Origin of the sequence: Vibrio sp. 10N.222.52.C3 (genome assembly GCF_041474195.1) — a bacterium.
Lineage (GTDB): Bacteria > Pseudomonadota > Gammaproteobacteria > Enterobacterales > Vibrionaceae > Vibrio > Vibrio crassostreae_C.
Genome location: NZ_JBFRTQ010000111.1, coordinates 1 through 2,213, shown reverse-complemented (window position 1 = coordinate 2,213; position 2,213 = coordinate 1). Strand labels below are relative to the sequence as shown.

Genomic DNA, 2,213 nt, shown 5'->3' with positions numbered 1-2,213 from the left:
GCACATTGGAGTATTGAAAATCAGATGCACTGGCGATTAGACGTTGGCTTTAAAGAAGATGAATGTCGTATACGTCGAGAGCAAGCTGGTGAGAACTTAGCTGTGATAAGGCATATTGCTTTAAACCTGCTGACGGAAGAAACGTAAGCGTGCCATGAACACCGCATTCTAATCCTTCAGCACGAAGAATAAGATCAACTCTCCAACCCAAAGGAGAGTTGAAATGGCAAAACGACGTACCAACCTAGAATGGCAATCACTGTTTGAGCAATATGAAAGCAGCAGTGTTACCCAACGCGCTTTTTGTGAAGAGCATGGACTGAGTTTATCCACGTTCTTTGCCAAACGGCGTCAACTCCAAACAGCAAGCCAATCGGAATCTGTCGGATTTGTTAAAGCCGAAATCGTTGAAAAGACAACCAAGTATCAGGCCCAGATAGCTACGGCGAACATGACACTTCTCATCAATGATGTGGAGCTGAGCATTCCTCAAGGCACGCCAGCCACCTATCTTGCTGAACTCATTGGAGCGTTGTCATGAAAGGTATGCTCAGCGCTCCAGACATTTACCTTTATCGTGAAAGCGTCGATTTTAGAAAGTCCATCAACGGCCTTGCAGCGATTATCGAAAATGATACTGACTTGCCTCTTGGCAGCGGTGCGCTGTTCCTGTTTACCAATAAACAGCGCGATAAGATTAAAGTGTTGTACTGGGATAAAACAGGCTTCGCCCTCTGGTATAAACGCCTTGAAAAAGCCAAGTATAAGTGGCCTTCAAAAGAGAAAAATCAGGTGTTTACCCTCACTCAATTTGAGCTTGATAGACTGCTTTCAGGCTTCACAATTATCGGCCACGAACCCATCAAAATAAACGATTTTACAATGAGTTAATCGAGAACAAAGCCTTATTCTCCAAGCGTTAACGGCACGATTTTAGTATAATCAATGCTATGAAAAAGACGCCAAATATCGACCCAGAAAGCCAAGATGTTGCCGAGCTACAAGCGATGGTAGCTGCTCTGATGTCGGAGAAAAATGAGTGGAAACAAGAGCGCCAATCGCTGCTTGAACAACTCAAACTCGCCTTCGACCGTCAGTTCGCGAAACGCTCGGAGGCATTAAAGCCTTACGATGAATCACAAGGTGACCTCTTCAACGAAGCGGAATGTGAAGCCGTTAAAGAAGACGAGGTTGAGGTGACAACCACGACCACAACGAAAAAGCGCGGTAAACGTAAACCTCTGCCTAAGACCTTGCCTCGTGAGGTTATCGAACTTGATATAGACGACCATGAAAAGCAGTGCGCTTGCTGCAATCATAGCCTGCATAAAATCGGGGAAGACCGCAGCGAGAAGCTAGAGTTCACGCCAGCGGTACTCAAAGTGTTGGAATATGTTCGTCCTAAGTACGCTTGCCGCCAGTGCGAGAAAACAGGCGACAGCAGCCGAATCGTTCAGAAGCCATCCCCTCAGAGCCTCATCCCTAAAAGCTTCGCCACAGAAAGTTTGCTGACCAACATCATTCTTGGAAAATACCAATACGCGATGCCACTTTATCGTCAAGAATCGCTGTTTACCCAGTCGGGTATCGAGCTATCACGTACCACCATGGCTAGGTGGGTCATCCAAGTCAGTGAGAAGTTCGCCCCGCTGTATGCCGCCTTGAAAGAGCACCTACTTCAACAAGTGGTGGTTCAAGCGGATGAAACGCCGCTCAATGTGCTCAAAGAAGAGAAGCAGTGTTATATGTGGCTCTACTGCTCAGGCGCTGACTCACCCGAAGCGGCACTGCCGAATGTGAAAAATATTGCCTTGTACGACTATCAAAACAGTCGCGCGAGGGCGTGTCCCGTGGACTTTTTAGGTGACTACAACGGTTATCTACAAACCGATGGCTACGCGGCTTATGATGGACTTCATCACGTCACCAAGGTAGGGTGCTTAGCGCATGCTCGTCGCAAGTTCATGGATGCTAAAAAGCTTCAAGGGAAAGGTAAATCGGGCAAGGCTGATAAGGCGCTGGCTAAAATCCAAAAACTCTACGGGATAGAATCACGCTTAAAAGGTGCGCCTGCCGAAGAGCGAAAAGCAGAGCGTCAAGCGCTTGCCAAGCCGATACTGGATGAGCTTTACCAATGGATGACAACCCAGAAGGTGATAGGCTCTAGCCCACTAGGCAAAGCAATAAAGTACACGCTCGGGCAATGGCCTAAA

The 2,213-nt window shown here is 47.4% G+C and carries 3 protein-coding genes and 1 pseudogene; all 4 read left to right on the top strand.

Annotated features, from left to right (window positions below; genetic code table 11):
• A pseudogene (locus AB4517_RS17065) lies at positions 1-141 on the top strand (ISAs1 family transposase); the annotation flags it as partial.
• An 82-nt stretch (positions 142-223) separates the two neighbouring features.
• A complete protein-coding gene (tnpA, locus tag AB4517_RS17060; protein ID WP_017068715.1) occupies positions 224-541 on the top strand; it encodes an IS66 family insertion sequence element accessory protein TnpA in 318 nt (105 codons plus the stop codon).
• Positions 538-891, top strand: coding sequence for an IS66 family insertion sequence element accessory protein TnpB (tnpB, locus tag AB4517_RS17055; RefSeq protein ID WP_017037716.1), 354 nt, complete (start codon positions 538-540; stop codon positions 889-891). The genes tnpA and tnpB overlap by 4 nt, the downstream gene beginning before the upstream one ends.
• Before the next feature lie 59 nt (positions 892-950).
• Positions 951-2,213 (top strand): IS66 family transposase (gene tnpC, locus AB4517_RS17050; RefSeq protein ID WP_372148880.1); only part of this gene is annotated, 1,263 nt, incomplete at its 3' end.